Annotated in this window: 17 protein-coding genes and 1 tRNA gene; 8 read left to right on the top strand and 10 right to left on the bottom strand. The window is 38.1% G+C overall.

What is annotated here, in order from left to right; all coding sequences use genetic code 11:
- Positions 1–6: 6 nt before the first annotated feature.
- The 5 genes from prwr041_RS06285 to prwr041_RS06305 all read right to left on the bottom strand — a co-directional run bounded on the left by prwr041_RS06285 (position 7) and on the right by prwr041_RS06305 (position 5,524).
- Positions 7–879, bottom strand: coding sequence for a hypothetical protein (locus prwr041_RS06285; RefSeq protein ID WP_207155477.1), 873 nt, complete (start codon positions 877–879; stop codon positions 7–9).
- 14 nt (positions 880–893) lie between these two features.
- Positions 894–1,610: a hypothetical protein gene (locus prwr041_RS06290; RefSeq protein ID WP_207155478.1), complete on the bottom strand. Its 717-nt coding sequence runs from the start codon at positions 1,608–1,610 to the stop codon at positions 894–896.
- Positions 1,607–2,092, bottom strand: a complete 486-nt coding sequence (locus prwr041_RS06295) for an RNA polymerase sigma factor (protein ID WP_207155479.1) — start codon at positions 2,090–2,092, stop codon at positions 1,607–1,609. Before prwr041_RS06295 ends, prwr041_RS06290 begins: the two co-directional genes overlap by 4 nt.
- A gap of 308 nt (positions 2,093–2,400) precedes the next feature.
- Entirely contained in the window at positions 2,401–3,075 is a 675-nt protein-coding gene (locus tag prwr041_RS06300; RefSeq protein ID WP_207155598.1) for an ABC transporter ATP-binding protein, read from the bottom strand.
- Positions 3,076–3,100: 25 nt separating this feature from the next.
- Complete coding sequence (locus prwr041_RS06305; protein ID WP_207155480.1) at positions 3,101–5,524, bottom strand: ABC transporter permease; 2,424 nt, start codon at positions 5,522–5,524, stop codon at positions 3,101–3,103.
- 202 nt (positions 5,525–5,726) lie between these two features.
- On the opposite strand from prwr041_RS06305, the gene prwr041_RS06310 reads away from it, so the two are divergent.
- The 5 genes from prwr041_RS06310 (at position 5,727) to prwr041_RS06330 (ending at position 8,595) form a co-directional block, all read left to right on the top strand.
- The gene (locus prwr041_RS06310; protein ID WP_207155481.1) at positions 5,727–6,251 is read left to right on the top strand and encodes a response regulator; all 525 of its coding nucleotides are present in this window, start codon (positions 5,727–5,729) and stop codon (positions 6,249–6,251) included.
- A 13-nt stretch (positions 6,252–6,264) separates the two neighbouring features.
- Positions 6,265–7,113 carry a sensor histidine kinase gene (locus tag prwr041_RS06315; RefSeq protein WP_237072319.1) on the top strand — a complete coding sequence of 283 codons (849 nt, stop codon included), beginning with the start codon at positions 6,265–6,267 and terminating at the stop codon, positions 7,111–7,113.
- Between the two features lie 149 nt (positions 7,114–7,262).
- A complete protein-coding gene (locus prwr041_RS06320; RefSeq protein ID WP_207155482.1) occupies positions 7,263–7,718 on the top strand; it encodes a DUF6249 domain-containing protein in 456 nt (151 codons plus the stop codon).
- Entirely contained in the window at positions 7,718–8,194 is a 477-nt protein-coding gene (locus prwr041_RS06325; RefSeq protein ID WP_207155483.1) for an RNA polymerase sigma factor, read from the top strand. Before prwr041_RS06320 ends, prwr041_RS06325 begins: the two co-directional genes overlap by 1 nt.
- Complete coding sequence (locus prwr041_RS06330; RefSeq protein WP_207155484.1) at positions 8,191–8,595, top strand: hypothetical protein; 405 nt, start codon at positions 8,191–8,193, stop codon at positions 8,593–8,595. Before prwr041_RS06325 ends, prwr041_RS06330 begins: the two co-directional genes overlap by 4 nt.
- Positions 8,596–8,921: 326 nt before the next feature.
- On the opposite strand, the gene prwr041_RS06335 is transcribed toward prwr041_RS06330, so the two are convergent.
- A tRNA-Ile gene (locus tag prwr041_RS06335) sits at positions 8,922–8,995 on the bottom strand.
- Between the two features lie 327 nt (positions 8,996–9,322).
- Between prwr041_RS06335 and prwr041_RS06340 the strand changes: the two genes are divergently transcribed.
- Genes prwr041_RS06340 through prwr041_RS06350 form a run of 3 tightly spaced genes read left to right on the top strand, consistent with a single transcriptional unit; the run spans position 9,323 to position 13,633 of the window.
- Complete coding sequence (locus prwr041_RS06340) at positions 9,323–11,878, top strand: calcium-translocating P-type ATPase, PMCA-type (protein WP_237072320.1); 2,556 nt, start codon at positions 9,323–9,325, stop codon at positions 11,876–11,878.
- A complete protein-coding gene (locus prwr041_RS06345) occupies positions 11,875–12,813 on the top strand; it encodes a bifunctional riboflavin kinase/FAD synthetase (RefSeq protein WP_207155486.1) in 939 nt (312 codons plus the stop codon). Before prwr041_RS06340 ends, prwr041_RS06345 begins: the two co-directional genes overlap by 4 nt.
- A 4-nt stretch (positions 12,814–12,817) precedes the next feature.
- Positions 12,818–13,633, top strand: coding sequence for a CPBP family intramembrane glutamic endopeptidase (locus tag prwr041_RS06350; protein WP_207155487.1), 816 nt, complete (start codon positions 12,818–12,820; stop codon positions 13,631–13,633).
- Positions 13,634–13,869: 236 nt separating this feature from the next.
- Here prwr041_RS06350 and prwr041_RS06355 read toward each other — a convergent pair whose 3' ends face one another.
- From prwr041_RS06355 to speA, 4 genes are all read right to left on the bottom strand, one after another.
- Positions 13,870–14,349 (bottom strand): pyruvate ferredoxin oxidoreductase, encoded by a 480-nt coding sequence (locus prwr041_RS06355; protein ID WP_207155488.1) that lies wholly within the window; start codon positions 14,347–14,349, stop codon positions 13,870–13,872.
- On the bottom strand, positions 14,339–14,851 hold the full coding sequence (locus tag prwr041_RS06360; protein ID WP_207155489.1) for an RNA polymerase sigma factor: 513 nt from the start codon (positions 14,849–14,851) through the stop codon (positions 14,339–14,341). The genes prwr041_RS06355 and prwr041_RS06360 overlap by 11 nt, the downstream gene beginning before the upstream one ends.
- Positions 14,852–14,918: 67 nt before the next feature.
- On the bottom strand, positions 14,919–15,698 hold the full coding sequence (gene argB, locus prwr041_RS06365) for an acetylglutamate kinase (RefSeq protein WP_207155490.1): 780 nt from the start codon (positions 15,696–15,698) through the stop codon (positions 14,919–14,921).
- 3 nt (positions 15,699–15,701) lie between these two features.
- Positions 15,702–17,594: a biosynthetic arginine decarboxylase gene (speA, locus tag prwr041_RS06370; RefSeq protein ID WP_207155491.1), complete on the bottom strand. Its 1,893-nt coding sequence runs from the start codon at positions 17,592–17,594 to the stop codon at positions 15,702–15,704.
- Positions 17,595–17,619 lie beyond the last annotated feature (25 nt).

Below are 17,619 nucleotides of genomic sequence, written 5' to 3' on the forward strand. Positions count from 1 at the left end.
AATTTGTTATTCAATGTTATTTGCTGTTTTTTCCTGCTTGGTCATGAACCAATATGCGGGAATATAGATGCTTTCACCTTTGCCTACAAGCAATCTCAATTTTCCTTTATATACAATAGCAAGATAGAATGGAGTTCTTTGATTACCTCTATATGAGCCTTGAAAGACAATTTTATAGTTCTTATTAATAGATTGTCCAATGCCTTTTCTTATGTTTATCATAAGAGGATTGTCGAGGCTTTTGAGATTGTCGAGCAAATACTTCTCGAATTTCTCACAAAAGCCATTGCCTTCATTCGGGAAGATATAGAGCTTGCCCTTTCCTGTTCGATTAGAAGAACATGATCCGATGCCAATTTCAGGTTTAAATCTGGAAAAGTCCTTGCTCTCATCAAATGAAACTTCCTCACCAGCAATATTTGCTTTATGAATTGTTTCCTCAAAAAGTTTATTGATGATCTCTTCTTTTGAAGTATCGGTCTTAGATTTTAATGTTCTATCCTGACTAACTTTGATAAATCCTTGTGCACCGTGATTTACTATTTCACTGCTCACAGCATAGCTATGCAGCGAGTCTACCTGAACTAACATGCGGTAGGCAATGGTGTCGATAGTAGCCTCATGACATTCGTAATGATTGCTTAGTTTGGCGTTTCCTTCAATGCCAAACATCAGATGGCGAATGATATTGATGTCTTCGTTACTCAGATTTTTGTAATTATATGATAGGTCTTGTTTTTGACCATAATTATAAATGCTATAGTGCATCACACCATCGCCCAATTTGTTGAGTTCATTTATATGGTCGAATATAGGATTCTGCGACCAACCGATAGCTGGTGCAAGAATGGCTATAAGGATAAATATTATTTTATTCATAGATGTATTCTATTTTAAAATGGATCGTTGTAATCTACTGAGGCCATGTAATGGTTGACAATATCGTCAACACGTTTGCGGCGTTGCTTGCTGGTATCATCCAGTTTATCCGCAGCTACTTGGTTGTTAACAGTAGGAATATTGCTCACATTTATAGGTGTGGAATCTTTTTCTTCAACCTTTGTGGCTTTTATTTTAGCCATTAAAGGACGATAGATAGGTTGTCGAACGAACTTTTTCGTTGATGGAACTTTATTATCGACAGAGTCTTTGCTCATGTTTTTAGTGTCTTCTTCTGTAGCTTTCTCCTTAGTCTCTTTATTTTCTATTTTAGGCTTTGTTTCAGCAACAGTCTTGTCTCCTTGTTTCATCAAGGGTAGAGATAAAGTGAAGATTAAAGCAACAACGGCTGCTACAGCCGAGATTTTCCACACCAGAGAAATGATCTTTGGTTTTTCTTTAGTATCCTTGGTTGTTTGAGGAAGTTCCTCAACGATGGTCTGAATATCGTTTTGTTTCTGAATGATGTGGTTGTATTCGGCAGAGTGATCCTCGCTAAAAATATCTTCATCATCATCACAGGAAAAATCAATGCAAAGCATAGCGAGTAGATCTTTCTCCTGAGAAGAAAGCTTTTCAAAAGGAATTTGTTGAAGTAATGATTTTAGTTGCTTCTCTTCATCCTGTGTTGAAATTCCCTCGAAATATTTATTGATGAGTGTCTGCTTCATATTTTTAATTGTTGAATCATTTTTTTTCTTGCCGATGAAAGCATCGTCCTTATGGATCTTATCGGAATGCCTGTTATGGAAACAATCTCTTCATTCTCCATTCCTTGCTGTCGCATCAGCATGAGTCGTCGTTCTGATCGTGGCAGATGACTGATAGCTTGTTCGATTATTTGCTTTTGTTCCTCAGCCATTAGGTGGGCGTTTGTAGACTCTCCACTTTGCAAGTCACAAGTATTCTCATTTAGAGAAGCTGAGGCTCGAAGCTTTTGTTTTCTCCATTTGCTCACACAAAGGTTCTTTGTCGCAATTATAGCGAGGCTTCTTACTTGCTCATTCAGGTCATTTCGTTTCATCCATAGCTTCATAAGAACTTCTTGTATGGTGTCTTCAGCTTCATCTTTGTTGTGGAAGAAGTTGAAAGCTACCTTATACAAGATAGGTCTAAGCTCACGGATTAGATTTTCGAAATTTTCTGTTGTCATACAATTAGAATACGCATTAAAATTAAATCGTCAAGTGGTAAAAGTGGTATTTTTATTAAAAATATGAATTTTAGCTTTTCAATTGAGCACAAAGTTACTAAAAACTATCTAATAAGGATAGAGTATTAGATGAAAGTTATCAAACTTAGACAATCTAGATTTGTAAATGAAAAATATTAAAGAGTATACATGTGTGTATACTCTTTTATAATAAATATATAACTGTGGCAAGTGACAGTTTTCCATCAAGATTGCTTCTGCTAATTTATATCTAGTGACACTCTCTGTTTGTAGTTTTTGCAATAAAGTTATAATTCCACCTGATCCATAACCTGACCATCATACAGATTAATTATACGATCGGCATAGCTGGCATCATGTTGCGAGTGGGTTACCATGATAATTGTAGTGCCCTGTTGATGCAATCCTTGTAGTATATTCATGACTTCGTTGCTGTTTTTTGAGTCAAGATTGCCTGTCGGTTCATCAGCGAGGATAATTTCTGGATTAGTAATGATGGCGCGCGCAATGGCTACTCTTTGCTGTTGACCGCCTGAAAGTTGATTTGGGAAGTGCCTCCGACGATGCGACATCTGCATTTTGTCCATCAAAGCTTCAACCCGCAACTTGCGTTCCTTATTGGTAATATCCATATAGAGTAGGGGGAGTTCTATGTTCTCAAACACATTGAGATCATCAATGAGGTTGAAACTTTGGAAAACAAAACCAATGAGACCCTTGCGAATGTCTGTTCTCTCATTCTCGCTCAAGGTAGTAACATCCCTGTTGTTGAGTATGAATGTACCATCAGTTGGATTGTCGAGCAATCCTAGAATATTCAGTAATGTTGATTTTCCACAACCTGATGGTCCCATTATTGCAACAAATTCTCCTTGTTTCACTTCTAAATTAACTTCACGTAGTGCCCAAGTTTCTATTTCTTCGGAACAGAATACTTTCTTTATATTTGATAACTGTATCATATCTTTATTTTTTTTAAATCTCATTTTATTCTTTTTTTATAATATCTGCAGGGCTAATCCTTGCGATTTTATATACTTTTTGCCAGATAGTGACGGCAGTAACAATAGTTATTGTAAGTATACTTATAAAATAATCTGCTAATGCCAATATCATTGCATCTGAATGATAATTATGATGCAATACAAATAATATAACTACTGATAGTCCGATAAATCCTGTTAGCATGAATGCAATCAGTAGATTTTTGATATATGGACGACAGAGTTGTTTCGCTATGTCGTGAGCCTTTGCTCCATTCACTTTGCGGATAGCCATTTCCTTCTGCCTTTCACGAGTTTCAAGTGTAATAGATGAATATACAGTTAGTATAATACTAACAAGACTTATCAACACTAACGCAAAACAGAACTGAAGTTGAAAACGGATAATTGCCAGTCCATAAAACCAATATTCATAAGCTGAAGAAATATTGGTGTCAATGTGAGTAGGGCTTTGCTTGATGACTTGGTGTCTCAACTTATTAATCTCTGTACACATCATCTCGTATTTGCCGTCTTTTGGAAATGCCAATGTTTCCAGTTCGTCATAATTAATTCTGTCAGCATTAGCCATGTTGATAATCGTAGATGCAGAAATCTGAGGACGAACTATATATAGATTAAATAGGCGCCCCGTCATTCTGTATATATCTAGCAATGGCGCATAACCCAATTTCACATATTTCCTTTTCTGAAGAATGACAAATCCAGATGGCTTTGCTGTTATACCGAGTTGTTTGCTCACCTGAACAGCTTCTGTAGGGAATACATAAACCGGCAATGTGGAAATAGTCTTGCCATTTATATCTACTTTAGAGCTGATATTTTTCTCAATCTTAATATTCATCAGTTTGAGCAAAGCAGGGTCTAAGACACATGCTGCTCTAGTGCTATCATATTTTATCTCACTTGATGGTGAATATGACATAGCTGGAATAGAATCTCCAACGCCTTTGTATTTATAGCTATAATCCAACTTAGCCAATCTTCCCACATGTTTTACTGAAGGTAGTTTGTCTAACTCGTTTACATCAAAACTAGTAATACGAGCAACTTGTTTATATTGATCTATATCGCCTACAAACTGATAGTTGTGATAGTTCAAAATGAGAGCGATAGATGTTATTAACACGAAGAAAAAAACGATTGTAGTCACAAAAAACTGCACCACCTGCATGGCATTCTTCCATCGAGATTTATGGTTGTAACTTTTACATGAAGACTTTCTAAATGAAAAATGAGCCACCTTGAGTACAGATATCCAGATAATGAGTAATGATATGATTAAGGTAATGATAGCCACCCATGTCTCTATCTTGAATAACGAGAATATATCAGGATAAATCTTGTAGCCTATTTCAGTGAATGCCATCTTTGGTACCATGTATTCATCAAATCCTATAGTAAGACAAATTGCACAAATCAATACGAATATAAAGGTGATAAACAATTCTGTAGTCAGTAGCATTATAAGGTGAATAGGTTTTGCACCATTACATCTGCGGAGTGTCATCTCTCGCTTGCGAATGTGAAACATCTGGAGTTGAATCTTGAGGTAACCAGTTAGTCCGATGATAAGTATGCTAGCCCCAAGGAATAAGGCAAAGGTGCAAATTACGGCTAATCTACACATATTATCTCTATATTGAGGAAAAATAGATAATTTGTCTCTGGGTATTTTTTGAGCTGCTTCTTTAGTGAACTGTTTCTGACTAACTCCATCTTTCAACAATACTTCCAAATTACTTATATATAATGCGGAATAATACACAGTATCGCCATTACGGCTTTTCTCCAATGGATACTGATTCCTGCCATCGTTCACAATATAAAGTCCCTCATCGGCATCAGTATAATTGGTGATGTCGATTACGTCGTCTATCTTACGAGGCTTCTCAAAATTGAGGACCTCATAGCCAATAGAATCTGCCTTGTGTGTGAAAAACTGATCGTATTTGCGATATGAGAGTATTGCAGTTCCATTCTTAAGTTTTCCGAATTTCTTACCTGTGATTGCCGAGGTAAAGTGATTACGCTCAAGCCAGTTAGGACTCACATATCTAAAAGTTCCGGTAAATGAATGCACATTACCTTTATAGTCTTTTATCTTAAAATAACATCTAGATTCATATGTACTATAAACAAGCGACTTGACGGTAGAGAATTGCTGGAGTTTCTTTAAATTGCCAGTTGTTGTAGCTGTGTCCCCCCTCATAAAAGATACTTTATAAGCGTTGTTGTCTGCATTCTTGGCAAGATGGTTATTCCATGATGCATTTACACTCCAATACGTAACGGCAAAAAGAACCGTCCCAACGGCAAGACAAAGAATTGATATCAAGTTTTGGACTTTATTTTTTAAGATGTTTCGCCACCCAACAATAAAGTGATGTTTAAAAAGTAAATTCATTTTTTTATTGGTATTAATTTTTATTGTTGATGCAAAGTTAAAACTGTTTTTCCTATTTGCAATGTATAATAGTCCTCTCAAATACTGTTTGTATAAAAATAATACACAATGTTGCATGAAAATCATACACTTTTGAGTTAGCTGGTATGATTTTTCATTTCTCGCATTTCATATTTCATTTATATTGGCTAACTTTGCGGTTATGAACTCAAATTACCATACCTTATTAGTCGTTGATGATAACCCCGCAATACTAACTGCCGTGAAAATATGTCTTGCGGGTGTATTTGAGCATATCATCATCCTTTCTAATCCAGAATCTATTTTAGTAACTCTCCAACAGGAGCATGTAGACGTCATTATGCTTGACATGAATTTTAAACTTGGAGTGAACTCTGGTCAGGAGGGAATGATATGGTTGCAAGCGATTCATCGTCGTCATGCGAACATACCGGTTGTGCTCGTTACTGCTTATGCTGATGTGAAATTGGCTGTAAGAGGATTGAAAAATGGTGCTTCTGATTTTATTACTAAACCATGGGATAATGATGAACTGATTCGAGTACTCAAAGACGCTATAGATAAGAGTAATAATGTTGTATCTCTAGATCAGTTGGAAAAACAGCATGTAAAGAAAGTTGTGGATACTTGTCATGGTAACATGAGCAAGGCTGCAGACTTGCTTGGTATCACAAGACAGACGCTGTATAATAAATTTAAAAAATAAATGTGATAGTCTAATGATGATAGTTTATCTAATTTTGATTTTTGTAGCGTTTGCACTAGTTGCAATTTCGACCTACCATCATCAGTGTCTACTTCGTGATAGAGCTCAGATGATGCGTGATGCTATTCGTTTTCATGATTTCACATTCCGTCTGCCAACTCGTCGTTTACTTTTTGGTGAACGTGCATTGCAGGACGCACTAAATGAAATGGGAAAAGAGATTCAGAAGCTAGAGGCACATAATGAAATTGAATCATGGCAACGCCTTACCCGTGTACTCACCCATGAAATTATGAATGCCGCAACACCTATTCAGAGCATTAGTCAGGCTTATCTCAGTAATCCTAAAATTAAGGATTCCCCTTACGAAGACGGTATTAACGCCATTTATAATACAAGTTCAGGTCTTACAACCTTTGTAGATAGCTATCGTAAACTCACTCAATTGCAAGAACCTGTGCCTACTGATGTTAACCTTTCAGAATTTGTTCATAAACTATCTGCTCTCTATCCTGATATTGTATGGAACATTGATGTTGCAACATCGGCTATCTTCAATATCGACGAAAATCTGCTTCGTCAAGTATTTCTCAACCTTATTAAGAATGCCATAGAGGCAGGTGCAAAGAATATTGCCATCAATTACAATGGAAGTTTGATAATTAGTAATGATGGTCATATAATTCCTGATGAATCTCGCAAGGAGATTTTTATTCCTTTCTTCACAACAAAAAGCACAGGATCTGGCATTGGACTTGCTCTCTCACGTCAAATTCTAATGATGCAAGGTTACATGCTCTCACTTGATGACCATTCCCAGCATGGCTACAATGTAACTTTTGTGATAGAAAAGGATTTGTAATCATTAGAGTTTTTGCTAACATTTAGGTTGTTTTTCAAGAAGATCATAAAAAACACCTCATGATGTCACCTTTTTGTAACCAATCTTGTTATATAGATGAATCGGTTCAAAACTAAACAAGAAGTATAACATATAAAAATATAATGATTATGAATAGTGTACAGGTCATGCCCATGATTGTAAGTTTGGGTGTTTGTGTGGTCCTCCCAATAGTTATCGTTGCTTTGTCACAGAAGCACAAGCTTGAATCAGAGAAAAACCGCAAGGATATCATTCTGGCAGCCCTTGAGAAAAATTCCAATATCAATGTGGAGGAATTGGTGAGAAAGATGAATAAGCCAGATAAACTGATTAAGGAGAAGTTGCTAAGAAAATTCCAGTGGGGTATTCTCACAAGTATCATAGGGGTGGGGTTTGTTGTTTTAAGTTCTATCATGGGTTATGCAGGAGGATTTATTACAGACAATATACAATTTCTTGGTATCAGTGGCGCAGTGCTTTTGGCTATTGGCGTAGCGTTCCTTCTTACCTACTTCTACGGCAAGAAAATGCTTTCAAAAGAGATGGAGGCTGAAGAAAAAAATATGCAGCAAGGCAATCTGTAATGACACGAGAAAAGTTTATTGTATTGGTGCAGAGTGAGCAAGGGGCATTGCGCAGCTTCTTGCTTGCCTTGTGTTGTGGCAACCAGGCTGATGCTGATGACATAGCACAGGATGCTTTGGTCAAGGCATATCTCTCTTTGGGGAGTTATCGTGAGAAGGGTAAGTTCCGATCTTGGCTCTTCAAAATAGCTCACAATACCTTTATTAACCACAAGGTGAGCAATAGAACTTTTGAAAGCATAGAAGCAACAAAAGGAATTACGGCTACTTCCTCCGCAGATACAGCCTTCCAGCATCAGGAACTTTACATGGCACTTGGAACATTGCCTGCAAAAGAACGTTCTGCTATAGTAATGTATTATATGCATGGCTATTCCATTAAGGAAATAGCTGCCATCACCGATATATCGGAAGATGCAATCAAGAAACAATTGTCACGTGGTCGTGATAAGTTAAAAGAAAAATTAAAATTATGACAAAAGATAGAGCACTTGAGGATTTGTTCCTTGCAGCAAAACCATCGTTTGACAATACTGATCAGTTTATGCCCTCACTTATTAAGCGGCTTGATGCGGTGGAATATCTGAAACAACACGAGGAGGCTTGCATTCGTCGCTATCGATATGGAATGATTGCTGCTTTTGTATTGGGCATAGTTTGTGGAGGTATTATACTTGCTATAATACTATCTATGCCAGCAAATAGGCCTCTAATAAAATTTGATGTTGAAAGTGGATTTCTATTTACCATTTTTCAGCAGTCGAGAATTATAGCTACGGTATTTCTCTCAGGACTTATTTGCTTTTTTATTATTAGTGTTATAAATGCTCTTAATGAAATAATTAGCATGAAAGAAATGCTACCGTTTTATAAATAAAAAGCTGCTGCTGGCTAAAGAAAATAAATGGCTAGCAGTATTTGTTTTTTCCCTTGGCCAAATCTTCTGTCTCATTTTGTTTTAGAGCATGGATTTATATAAATAATTTTACTATAATTTGTTGAATATCAGTAATTTTTAGAATTACTTGAAGTGTTAGAAAATACAACTTTATTCTAGTTTAATAGGGATGAAATCTAATGGAATTATACTTGTTCGAAAGGTGTAGAGTATGTAAAATGTATAAGAAATGTTTTCTTGTATTGAAGATACCTTGTTCGCTATAGCAAAAAAAAGGAGTTACAATAATGTAACTCCTTTTATTGTGGACCAGCCTGGGCTTGAACCAGGGACCTCCAGATTATGAGTCTGTTGCTCTAACCAACTGAGCTACAAGTCCTGAATTTTGAATTCGGATGCAAAGATAGTGCCTTTTGTGCAAATTACCAAATATTTTTTGAAAAATTTACGTAATCATATAATGTATTCTTATGTTCTGCCGTGCTTATATCATGCAACAAAATGAAGTAACGTCTTGAACAATAAGTATAAAAAGTATTTTTTTATTTTGCTTTTCCGCAAGCTTGGTGTACCTTTGCAGAGTTTGGTAGATCTGCTCTCATTTGCAGTATCTTTAAATAAGATAAGGCTGCATTCGGCATAACATTCAAGTAAAAACTTGATGATTCTGCTCTCATTTGCACTATCTTTGCATAAAATAGAATTTATGATAATAGATGATAACGATATAGAAAATAGATTTCAAGGACTTACGGCTTCACAAGTAGAAAAAAGTCGTAATGCCCATGGCATGAACATACTTACGCCTCCACATAAGACATCTATGTGGAAACTTTATCTTGAAAAATATAAAGACCCTATCATACAAATTCTGTTGGTTGCCGCTGCTATATCTTTGGCTATGGCATGGGTGGAGAACGATTATGTGGAGACCGTTGGAATAATTCTGGCGATATTCTTCGCTACTACCGTAGGATTTTATTTTGAACGTGATGCTGCAAAGAGATTTAATCTGCTTACTAAGATGGATGACGTGCAGCTCGTCAAAGTAAGACGTGATGGGCATGTAATAGAGATTCCTCGTAAAGACGTTGTGAAAGGTGACCTTATTATTGTGGAAGTAGGTGATGAAGTTCCTGCTGATGCCAGATTAATATCTTCTGTTAATTTACAAATCAACGAGTCAAGTCTTACAGGAGAACTACTCTCTGACAAGAATGCTAATCCGCAAAATGATTTAAATGCTGCTTACCCTGCTGATATGATTCTGCGTTCTACAATGGTTATGAATGGTCATGGTGAAGCTGTTGTTACTGCTGTGGGGGATGATACCGAAATTGGCAGTGTAGCAAAGAAAAGCACAGAGGAAACAGATGTGGTGACCCCGCTTAACAAGCAACTTAATAAACTCGCAGCATTGATATCTAAAGTTGGAACTATAGTTTCAGTTCTGACTTTTGCGATATTCCTTACACACGATATTCTTACCCAACCTGTTTGGCATAGTTCTGATTATTTTAAGATGATAGAAGTGGTGTTGAAGTATTTCATGATGGCGGTTACTCTTATCGTAATGGCTGTTCCTGAAGGACTTCCAATGGCTGTAACTCTTTCTCTGGCTTTGAATATGCGCCGCATGTTGAAATCAAATAATCTTGTAAGACGACTTCATGCATGCGAGACAATGGGAGCTGTAACGGTTATTTGCACAGATAAAACGGGTACGTTGACACAGAACCGCATGAGCGTAGTTTCTCCTGACCCGTCAGAAGGAAAGAATGATTTCAACACAGATTTATATTATGCCGCAATAGCCTTGAACTCAACAGCCGAACTTGATGGCGACAATGTGATAGGTAATCCTACAGAAGGCGCATTGCTTATGTGGATGAAGGAAAAGGGCGTTGATTATTTGGAGTATCGCCACAAAAGCACGATCGAATCTTCTGTGCCTTTTTCCACTGAAAAAAAATATATGCAGACGACAGCTGTCGTTGATGGAAAGAAACATGTATTCCTTAAAGGTGCACCTGAAATAGTCATTGCAATGTGTGACATAACAGATGAGGATCGTAAAAAAGCAAATGAACAACTGCTTTCTTATCAGCATAAAGCAATGCGCACATTGGCACTCGCTACAGACAATAAGTTGCAGGCTATTGTTGGTATTAGCGATCCGATACGTAAGGATGTTCCTGATGCTGTGAGACAGTGCCATGAAGCAGGTATAGATGTCAAGGTCATTACTGGAGATACAGCTGCTACGGCAATAGAGATATCTCGTCAGGTTGGAGTGTTTGGTGATGATGTGTGCAATGATATTCCTGATTCAGCTGTAATTACGGGAGCTGAATGGGCTGCGTTGAGTGATGATGAGGCTCTTGAACGTGCAGGAATGATAATGGTTATGAGTCGTGCACGCCCTACTGATAAGCAGCGTCTCGTTAAGATGTTGCAGAAAAGGGGAGAGGTTGTTGCGGTCACTGGAGATGGAACAAACGATGCTCCTGCATTGCATTATGCTCATGTTGGTTTGTCATTGGGATCAGGAACAAATGTAGCAAAGGATGCCAGCGATATGACTTTGCTTGATGATTCATTCGGGTCTATCGTTAATGCCGTGATGTGGGGACGATCGTTGTATAAGAATATACAGCGTTTCCTATTTTTTCAGCTTACTGTAAATGTTACAGCTTTGCTTCTTGTTCTTGGTGGAGCATTTGTAGGAACAGCTATGCCACTCACTGTGACCCAAATTTTGTGGGTAAATCTTATCATGGATACTTTTGCCGCAATGGCTCTTGCTTCGCTTTCACCTTCACGAGAAGTGATGAAGGAAAAGCCGAGAAAGCAGACCGAATTTATCATATCACGTAAGATAGGTGTCAGTATATTTGCATGGGGCTTTGCGTTCTCTATTGTATTGCTTGGGCTACTTGTGTATTTTGAACAAGATGGGAATATCGTAGATACTCATGAACTTACGATATTTTTTACTATATTTGTCATGTTGCAATTTTGGAACCTTTTCAATGCTAAGGCTCTAGGAGAAAGTAAGTCTGCATTCAGCCATATTGGTGCCGAGAAAGGAATGGCATTAGTTTTGCTGTTGATATTTGTAGGACAATGGATGATTGTAACTTTTGGCGGAAAAATGTTCCGCACAGTTCCGTTGTCATTTACTGAATGGGCTACGATTGTGGCTGTAACTTCACCAGTATTGTTTATCGGTGAAGGAATAAGATTGATAAAGAGAATATGAAGATAATAAAATTAAACAGGGAAACTTCAAATCTTGCACCATGTGTTGCAACGATAGGTTTCTTTGACGGTGTGCACAAAGGACATCGTTTCCTGATAAATCATGTTATTCAGGAGGCTGCGGATTCAGGATTGCAGTCTGCTGTGATTACTTTTGACCGACATCCGCGTGAGGTGCTGCAGAGTGATTATATACCACAGATGTTAAGTGGGTTTGATCGAAAAATGTCTCTGCTCGCAGATACTAGTGTAGATAACGGAGTCGTAGTGCATTTTGATAAGGAAATGGCTTCGCTTTCTTCGTATGAGTTTATGAGAGATGTGCTGCGTGACCAATTAAATGTGAAGAAACTGGTAATTGGATACGATAACCGTTTCGGACATAACCGTGACGAAGGATTTGATGATTATGTAAGATATGGCAAAGAACTTGGTATTGAAGTTATTCATAATCAGGCTTTCGTGTTAAACGGGGTGAATGTCAGTTCGTCTGTTATACGTTCACTACTTAAAGATGGCGAAGTTGAAATGGCAGAAATGTGTCTTGGATATTATTATACAATAGTTGGTAAAGTTGTTCATGGATATAAGCAAGGACGTAAAATGGGATTCCCTACAGCCAATCTTGATATGACTGATTCTCGTCAGCTTGTACCTGCGCCAGGTGTGTATGCTGTAAAGGTACGTATTGATGGTGAGGATGAATGTAGAAATGGAATGATGAATATCGGCAGACGTCCGACATTCGGTGGTGATGATATTTCATTAGAAACGAATATATTTGATTTCGCTGCTGATATTTACGACAAAATTATGAGTGTGTCGTTTATTCATCGCATAAGAGAAGAGCGTAAGTTTAACAATGCTATAGAATTGGCAGGTCAGCTTAAAGACGATCGCAGACTTGTTGAAGAGCAGTTTTTAAAAGAAGATTAATAATATGAAGAAAATCTTGAATGTTGTTCTTGATGCCCTATGGTATCTGGTGGTGTTTATCTTAGTGCAGTTTGTTGTGACTCTTGCAGGAGGATTAGTGATGATCGGAATTAAGGGATTACCTATTTCGTCAATTAGTCATATTGTAACAACAAGTACAATGCTCGTAGTCGTAACAACGATATTGAGTAGTTTGATAACGATAGTTCTGTTTGTATGGCGTGGATGGGCTTCTAAGTCACGCAAGTATATTCAGTCTCGTCCGTGGACAACTCTTGTATGGGTTGCAATAGCAACAATAGGACTTATACTTCCTGCTGCTGGATTAGAGGAATTAATGAAGCTGGAGTTACCTAAGCAACTTGGAGACTTATTCTCGGGAATAATGAAACAGCCTTTAGGATATGTTGCAATAGGAATATTGGCACCTTTAGCTGAGGAGATTGTATTCCGTGGAGCTATATTACGTCGTTTACTTTCTATATTAGGCGATAAAAAGCATTGGATTGCCATTCTTATATCAGCATTGCTATTTGGCGCTGTACATGCAAATTTAGCCCAATTTGTTCATGCTGCATTGCTTGGTCTATTGCTCGGTTGGATGTATTATCGCACAGACAGCATTGTTCCTGGAGTTGTACTTCATTGGGTAAACAATTCTGTTGCCTATATTGCGGCTAATTTAATGCCAGGAACGCAAGATGCTACATTGAGTCAACTTGCAGGAGGACAGACAATGAGAATCGTGTTGTATCTCGTATTCTCGTTATGCATATTCTTACCTGCTCTTTACCAGTTGAATATACGACTAAAAAAGTAATTCGCCAAATAAAATATATACGCAGACTTAAATTATAAGTCTGTGTTATATTTTTAAATCATAAGCTACATCGAATAGCTTGTGTGTCTAGAAAATGATTAGGCCTGCAAATCATATAATGATTTGCAGGCCTTTTCTACGTTAGTATGTTATGAAAAATTTGAGAGAATTGAAACTTCACAGTTTCATAATTGTTTTATTAAACATGATTTTATAGAGAAAGCTTAGAAATATATCTACTTCAAAATTGATGCTGCCGGTGTCTCCACAGCGTTCATGCTGCTTTGTTGTATCGTGTCAATGGCGGCAGAATCGCTTAATGCGACAGAAACGCCCTTGTGGGTTGTTCCTGCTGTGTTTACAACAGGACTGGCATCATCACTAAAAGGAACCTGTGCGGCATTGCCCAGTGTGAGCATGATGGCAACAACTGCGGCAGCCTTGAACAGAGGTTTAAGTTTCTGTTGCATGGTTATCACGCGTGCCTTTACAGGTGCAGGTCCTTGAATTATAGACATAATCTTCTCGTCGAAGTCATCACCCAATACGTCAGACTTATGCTCTACCTGTTGGTAAGCAAACAAATCCTTGTATTTGCAAAGGTCGGCAGGTACGTCTTTCTGACAGAAGAAAGCCTTCAGGATTTCCTCTTCTTCTAAAGTCGTCTCGCACTTCCAATAGCGCTCAAGTAACTGTGTGATATATTTATAATCCATAATTGTCTATTTCTTGAAATTTTTGTTTTACAGCCTGACGTGCTCTGTAGATATTTACTTTAACCTGTTCTTCTGTTATTTCAAGCACATTGGCAATATCCTTATAAGCTTTTCCTTCAAAATCTCGAAGCTGCATGCAGAATCGTTGTTTCTCAGGAAGTTCGTCTACGATTTTCTTCACCACACTCATTCTGTCTTTGTGGATTATGTCCTCGTAAGGGTTGTAAGCGCTATCAGGAGCATCTCCCCCGGTACTATCAAGCTGGCTGTTTTGATTGTCGTGTTTCTTTAAACTGTCAAGAGACAAGTTTCGACAAATTGTGTAACAGAAAGCTTCGATAGATTCAATTTCTTCCCAGGTTTCTCTGTTGTTCCAGACTTTAATCATTGTCTCCTGCACGATGTCTTCCGCCTCTGCACTGTTAAGTGTTATGCGTAGAGCAAGCCTGTATAGCTGATTCTTCAGCGGCAGTACATCGTTTCGAAAACTGATTTTTTTCATCTGCGCTCTGTTTAAATGACGATTGGATTATTCGAAAGTTACAAGAGAACTCGAAATTATCTCAAATTTAACATTGTTTTATTATTGTTCCGTGTTTACCGTCTATGGCATTCGCCAACGTTATTATAACTTGTTTCACACCTTTGTCTACGGCAGCAAATGCATTTTCCAATTTTGGCAACATGCCCCCTGCTATCGTTCCGTCGGCTACATATTTATTAAAGTCATTGCGTGTAATAACCGGAATCACACTATTGTCATCATCCGGATTACTCAATACGCCTTTCTTCTCAAAACTGTATATCAGTGTCACTTCATAAAAACGTGCAAGCGCTTTGGCTGTTTCGGCAGCAATGGTGTCAGCATTGGTGTTGAGGATGTTTCCGCATCCATCGTGTGTTAGCGGAGCCATTACTGGTGTAATACCTTGTTCGATAATGTTTCTTAGTTCGAATCCGTTTACATGATCAACATCACCTGCATATCCAAAATCCAGTCCGTTTCTAACGGGGCGTTTGTGGCTTCTTATCACGTCCATGTCAGCACCTGTTAATCCAAGTGCATTTATGCCGTTTGACTGTAACATTGCAACAACATTCTTGTTTACAAGTCCGCCATAGACCATAGTCACAACTTCCAGCATGTCTGCGTCGGTAATACGTCTCCCGTTCAACATCTTACTTTCAATGCCAAGTGCTTCTGCAACCTTAGTGGCTCTGCGTCCACCGCCATGTACAAGAATTTTTTTACCTTCAATGGCAGTGAAGTCTTTAAGGAGTTGTGACAGCCTTTCTTTGTCTTCCACGATTGCTCCTCCGACTTTTACAACAGTGATCTTTTCTTTCATCTCTTATTCCAAGTATGTATATCCGTATAGTCCAGAACGATAGTTGCTCAGGAATTCTTTTCCCTCTTCAAGAGAAATCTTTCCGTTTTTAATACTTTTTGTTACCCATTGTTCAAGTTGTCTTACGAGTTTCTTTGGGTTGTATTGTACGTAGTCAAGAACTTCTTCAACGGTTTCTCCGTCAAATATCTGGTCTATGCTGTATTTTCCATCTTTAACAGAAATGTGAGCAGCATTCGTATCGCCAAACAAGTTGTGCATATCTCCTAATATCTCTTGATATGCTCCAACGAGGAATACACCTAGATAGTAAGGCTCTTCTTTATTTAATTGATGCAGTGGTAGCACGTGTCCCACATGACCGTTTGTTACGAAGTTGGTTATCTTTCCGTCGCTGTCGCATGTAATGTCTTGTAGTGTGGCATTACGTGTAGGACGTTCTGTAAGTCTCTGAATTGGCATTATTGGGAATAACTGGTCAATAGCCCAACTGTCAGGAAGACTTTGGAAAAGAGAGAAGTTGCAGAAGTATTTGTCTGCCAACAATTTGTCAAGATTACGCAATTCGTCTGGCACATGCTTCATATTCTTTGCCAGATTATTTATCTCGTGACAAACACTCCAGTACATTGCTTCGATCTCAGCGCGTGTCTTTAGGTCAACTATTCCGTGAGAGAATAGTTCAAGAGCTTCTTCGCGAATCTGTTCTGCATCATGCCAGTCTTCAAGCATTGATCTTGAATCCAAATTATCCCATATCTCATACAGGTCTTTTACAAGTTGGTGGTCGCTATCTCCTGGTTCAAACTCCTCTTTCATCTCAGGAAGACTCGCCGTCTCAAGCACGTCGATAACCAAAACAGAGTGATGTGCTGCAAGTGAACGACCGCTTTCTGTAATTATGTTTGGATGATTTATGTTGTTCTTGTCTGATGCGTCAACAAACGTATAAACGCAGTCGTTTACATATTCCTGAATAGAATAGTTAACCGAACTCTCGCTGCTTGATGATCTGGTTCCATCATAGTCAACTCCAAGTCCGCCTCCGCAATCTACAAATTCTACATTGTAACCCATTTTGTGAAGGTTTACGTAGAATTGTGCAGCTTCGCGTAATGCAGTCTGTATACGTCTAATCTTTGTTATCTGACTTCCTATATGGAAATGAATCAGCTTCAGACAGTCATGTAGTCCGTTGTCATCAAGTTTCTGAAGGGCTTGCAAAAGTTCCGAACTTGTAAGTCCGAACTTAGAAGCATCGCCTCCGCTCTCTGCCCATTTTCCAGAGCCAGAAGATGCAAGTTTTATTCGTATTCCTAGATTTGGTTTGACGTTAAGTTTCCTTGCCGCCTTTGCTATTAAATCAAGCTCATTCAGCTTTTCAACTACGATAAAGATGCGTTTTCCCATCTTTTGTGCAAGCAAAGCCAGTTCTATATAGCTTTCGTCTTTGTACCCGTTGCAGATAATAAGCGAATCACTTTGACATTGCACTGCAATCACTGCATGAAGTTCTGGTTTAGAACCAGCTTCAAGTCCCAGATTGAATTTTCTGCCGTGAGAGATAATCTCCTCAACAACAGGTTGCATCTGGTTTACCTTGATAGGATAGATGATGAAGTTCTCGGCTTGAAAGTCATATTCTTTCTTAGCCTGCTGAAAACAGCTTGACGTTTTTTCAATACGATTGTCGAGGATATCGGGAAAGCGTAGCAGAACTGGTGCTGTTACATCTCTCAATGCCAGTTCATCCATTATGTCACGTAAGTCTATTTCTGTGTTATCTTTACACGGTGTGACATAAACGTCGCCTTTTTCGTTTATACCGAAATATGAGGTACCCCATCCGTTAATGTTATAGAGTTCCTTCGAATCCTCAATAGTCCATTTTTTCATTCTGAAGTTAAAAACATAATGTAAA

The organism is Prevotella herbatica (assembly GCF_017347605.1).
Classification (GTDB): domain Bacteria; phylum Bacteroidota; class Bacteroidia; order Bacteroidales; family Bacteroidaceae; genus Prevotella; species Prevotella herbatica.

What these genes read in the sequence shown, in the direction of transcription:
- prwr041_RS06360 (WP_207155489.1), bottom strand. Translation starts at nt 14,851, where the DNA reads ATGAAAAAAATCAGTTTTCGAAACGATGTACTGCCGCTGAAGAATCAG.
- prwr041_RS06295 (WP_207155479.1), bottom strand. Translation starts at nt 2,092, where the DNA reads ATGACAACAGAAAATTTCGAAAATCTAATCCGTGAGCTTAGACCTATC.
- prwr041_RS06290 (WP_207155478.1), bottom strand. Translation starts at nt 1,610, where the DNA reads ATGAAGCAGACACTCATCAATAAATATTTCGAGGGAATTTCAACACAG.
- prwr041_RS06325 (WP_207155483.1), top strand. Translation starts at nt 7,718, where the DNA reads ATGACACGAGAAAAGTTTATTGTATTGGTGCAGAGTGAGCAAGGGGCA.
- prwr041_RS06310 (WP_207155481.1), top strand. Translation starts at nt 5,727, where the DNA reads ATGAACTCAAATTACCATACCTTATTAGTCGTTGATGATAACCCCGCA.
- prwr041_RS06300 (WP_207155598.1), bottom strand. Translation starts at nt 3,075, where the DNA reads ATGATACAGTTATCAAATATAAAGAAAGTATTCTGTTCCGAAGAAATA.
- speA (WP_207155491.1), bottom strand. Translation starts at nt 17,594, where the DNA reads ATGAAAAAATGGACTATTGAGGATTCGAAGGAACTCTATAACATTAAC.
- prwr041_RS06345 (WP_207155486.1), top strand. Translation starts at nt 11,875, where the DNA reads ATGAAGATAATAAAATTAAACAGGGAAACTTCAAATCTTGCACCATGT.
- argB (WP_207155490.1), bottom strand. Translation starts at nt 15,698, where the DNA reads ATGAAAGAAAAGATCACTGTTGTAAAAGTCGGAGGAGCAATCGTGGAA.
- prwr041_RS06355 (WP_207155488.1), bottom strand. Translation starts at nt 14,349, where the DNA reads ATGGATTATAAATATATCACACAGTTACTTGAGCGCTATTGGAAGTGC.
- prwr041_RS06320 (WP_207155482.1), top strand. Translation starts at nt 7,263, where the DNA reads ATGAATAGTGTACAGGTCATGCCCATGATTGTAAGTTTGGGTGTTTGT.
- prwr041_RS06315 (WP_237072319.1), top strand. Translation starts at nt 6,265, where the DNA reads ATGATGATAGTTTATCTAATTTTGATTTTTGTAGCGTTTGCACTAGTT.
- prwr041_RS06350 (WP_207155487.1), top strand. Translation starts at nt 12,818, where the DNA reads ATGAAGAAAATCTTGAATGTTGTTCTTGATGCCCTATGGTATCTGGTG.
- prwr041_RS06330 (WP_207155484.1), top strand. Translation starts at nt 8,191, where the DNA reads ATGACAAAAGATAGAGCACTTGAGGATTTGTTCCTTGCAGCAAAACCA.
- prwr041_RS06285 (WP_207155477.1), bottom strand. Translation starts at nt 879, where the DNA reads ATGAATAAAATAATATTTATCCTTATAGCCATTCTTGCACCAGCTATC.
- prwr041_RS06305 (WP_207155480.1), bottom strand. Translation starts at nt 5,524, where the DNA reads ATGAATTTACTTTTTAAACATCACTTTATTGTTGGGTGGCGAAACATC.
- prwr041_RS06340 (WP_237072320.1), top strand. Translation starts at nt 9,323, where the DNA reads ATGATAATAGATGATAACGATATAGAAAATAGATTTCAAGGACTTACG.